The following is a 3,426-nucleotide window of genomic DNA, read 5'->3' on the forward strand; positions in this document are numbered from 1 at the left end:
ATTGATGTTCTGAAACATATCCGTTCGGATTAAAAAGGTTCATGAATAATTTCTGTTTTTTACTGCGGTCATGCAGGGCTTAGACGGCTTGTCTTGCGCCTTTTTTCTGTTCCTGTTGCTGGCTCTGGCTGTTTTCCGCCTGTGCATTCCGTCGGGAGGTGTCACGTCGGATATCCGGATTCTCCTGGAAATATTGTAACTGCCCCGTGTTGGCATTGACTTTCAGATAAGAACTGAACGTCTTGTTGTTGGAGCTTTTCAGGTCGGAAACAAGAATCGCCTTGCCGTCCTGCAGATTGGCCCGTTCCTGCGCCGTGAACACGTGCCCGTAAACTTCTGCCGGAATTCTGGGAGCTTGTTGCTCGTTGAAGCCGTCCGGCGTACGGGAATACTGCTGTCTTCCCGTCACCATGTCCAGTTTCACAAAGGAAGATAACTCTTCCCCTTTGCGGTTGATCATGTTTTCGAGGAAGATCGGCTGTCCCTTGCGCAGCATCTCCTTGTCTTCGGGCGTGAGTTGCACGTTGCAGATTTCCTTGGGAATATAGACTTCCCCGGTTTCCGGGTTGTGGCGGGTATAATTCGGCCTTCCGGTTACTTTGTCCAGCGTCACGAATGATGAGAACTGTTCTCCGTTGGTACGTTTCATGTCCTCCACAAGGATGGTATGCCCTTCGCTGAGCATCTTGATCTGATTAGGAGACAGCTGCACGCCGCCCAGTGTCTGCTGGTTGAATGTCTGGTTCTGGGGGAAGATATATTCAAGTCCGCGGCGTTCCGCACTGTATTGGAGTGTCGCTTCAAAGGGTTTTCCTTTGGAAGAAATCATTCCGTCCATGAATACCGGCTTTCCTTCTTTCAGGGCTTGTATCTCGTCAGCGGTCAGTTTCACGCCTTTCACCTCTTGAGGGATATATACGTTTTCCTGACGGACGGCCACCAGCTCGTTCGTGTTCTTGTCAATGGAAATCAGACAGGGAGTATAAGCTCCGCCGCGGAGACTCAGTTCCGCCACGCGTCCCATATTTCCCGTTTCGCGCAGGTTCTTCTTGTCCTCTTCGGTGAAGATGTGTCCGAAATAAGGTCTTTCCAGTTCCGGCTCCTTGCGGATGCCGTGAATGCCCAGACCGATCTGTCCGTCCGGCTGGTTGATGAGTGATAATCTCGCGTCCAAGCGGACGGTGGCACATCCGAGTGTCAATGTCAGCGGTACCAGCTTGTTTGTCTTGTAACCTTTCAGCATGGAGTCCAGCAGCCCCTGCTGTTCCAGGGATGCTTTCGATACACCCATTCTCTCCAAGGACGCCCAGTCCACCATGTTTTCATTGTAACGGTAGCGGGGAGCCTGCTGCTCCTGCGGTTGTGAAGGCTGGGTTTGCGGCTGTGCGGCCTGCGTTGTCTGTTGCGGCTGCTCTTGCGGCTTCTGTTCTTTTTTCTTAGCCATAGTCGTTTCTTCTTTTTCGTTCGTACTCTGTTCCTTCTTGTTTTCTCTCGGACGGATTTCATAGCGCTTGAGGAACTCTTTCACCGCATCCGTCTCCTTGCCTTGCGACAAATCCTTGATTGCCTGCTTGTTCTGCTTGTAATCATGGATGGTCATGCGTATCAGCCGGAAATGGGTAGGCTCTTTCAGCTGGCTCCAGAAATTCTTGATGAAGTTTTCCAGGATGCTGGAATGCTTGTCGAACTTCAGGAATGAATTCTCGTTCTTCTCATCAGCCGGAACCGTTTTCGCCTTTCCCTTTCCGTCAATCTCGCTGACAGCTTGTACACCGCTTTTCGGGTCGTTCTTGTTGTGGACCAGCAGCAGTTCATTGAGCTGCTCCACATACGGCTTTTCCTTTGTGGGCTTCTGTGTCCTGCGTGTCCGCTTGGGCTTCTCTTTCATGTCTTTTTCTTGTGCCATATTCATTACTTTTTGAGGTTAATGGAATCGTTTGACAGTTCAAATGTAGAAGCTAAATCTGAATAAAATGCTGATTTTCAAATCGGTGGAATCACGTGTCATCGGATGTCATCAGATGTCAAAGGCAGGAGGGAAAGAAGAGGCGAAAAGGAAGCGAGAAAGAGGTGGATGCGTGATGCAAAGCCTAACTATGCAGAGCAGAGGGAGCTGAAGTCCCTTGCTTTCTTGTGGAAACTTATATTTCCTGCTGCGGACAGATTGCGAAAATTGGATTACCATTGTATCATTTATAGGAAATCCGGCAAAAGAAGAGGCGCATTCATTCAACGCCATGCGTCGCGTCGGTCGCAGTTAGTCCCTATAATCTCCTGTCAAATCAAAAACGTAGTCGGAGCGTTTTTTTCAAATGAATTTTCTCCGACTTTAGTCGCAAAGAAAATTCTTTTGAAAAACCGCCGGCTTGAACGTGGAGACAAAACGTTTTTGATTTTCCTTTATTATAGGGAATAACGGTTGCTTTGTCTCTAAATAGGCAAGATGATGTAATAAATGCAAAACTTTTCTGAAAGGATTGGTTTCAGAAAGTCGTAATTTATACTACTTTTGCAAACGATTATCAATGAACACCAAGCAATTGAACATGAAGAACCTTTATCATATTCCCCTTTATCTATGGATGATTATAGCAGTCACCCTTGCCGGAACCCGTGCCTTTGGCGGTAATACTTCTCTGCCCGACAGCCTGATAACCGACGACCACGTCTACGAATACACCTTCTCCGATTTCGACAAGGCGGAGCGCATCATGTACGAGCTGCGCAAGCGGAAAAGCCTGCCGGACTTCAGACTGGATGCCACCGAAGGCGACCTCTACTTCAACACGGGACACTACTACCAAGCATTGAAATTCTACAGACGCGCCTTGGAGAACGATTCCGTCCGGCTGGACGACAACCGCCAGATGGAACAGATACACCGCCTGATTTCCTGCTACGACTGCCTTCACAATGAAACCAAGAAAGCGCAGTACGTGGACATGCTGATGAAGAAGGCCGAGCAATGCGGTAATAAAGAAATGCAGTCCGTAGCCCTGTTCAACATGGGGAAGATGCTCTATTACCAGGGAAATAAGGACAAGGGATATGACTATATGCAGCGTGCCGCCGACCTGATGGAGCAGACGGACTATAAATATAAGTATGACAACCTGCGTTATAACTACAATACCCTGCTCACCTTTCAGGAACTGGACCTCCGGAGTGAAGATGCCCTCCGTACACTCGAAGCCCTGCAAAGAGTGGTGACCGAAGAAACCGGCAATGAAACCCCGATGGAAGGACTGGGCGAAAAGGAGAAGAAAGCGATGTATGCCCATTACGCCGTAATCCTCAATCGCCTCGGACGCACCCGGGAAGCGGAGGAATCTTACAAGCAGTTCCTCGCCGTCGCCCCGAAGTATGACCGGGACAATTATCTTATCATGCCATACCTGTTCGACCGCCGGATGTATGACCATGAGT

At 49.1% G+C, this 3,426-nt stretch carries 1 protein-coding gene and 1 pseudogene; one reads left to right on the plus strand and one right to left on the minus strand.

All coding sequences use genetic code 11. The features are described 5' to 3' along the window. Window positions 1-79: 79 nt before the first annotated feature. Window positions 80-1,906 (minus strand): DUF3945 domain-containing protein, encoded by a 1,827-nt coding sequence (locus tag BN161_RS23300; protein ID WP_044270741.1) that lies wholly within the window; start codon window positions 1,904-1,906, stop codon window positions 80-82. A 676-nt stretch (window positions 1,907-2,582) separates the two neighbouring features. Here BN161_RS23300 and BN161_RS23310 point away from each other — a divergent pair. Next, window positions 2,583-3,426, plus strand: a pseudogene (locus BN161_RS23310) (tetratricopeptide repeat protein); the annotation flags it as partial.

The organism is Bacteroides timonensis (assembly GCF_000513195.1).
Classification (GTDB): domain Bacteria; phylum Bacteroidota; class Bacteroidia; order Bacteroidales; family Bacteroidaceae; genus Bacteroides; species Bacteroides timonensis.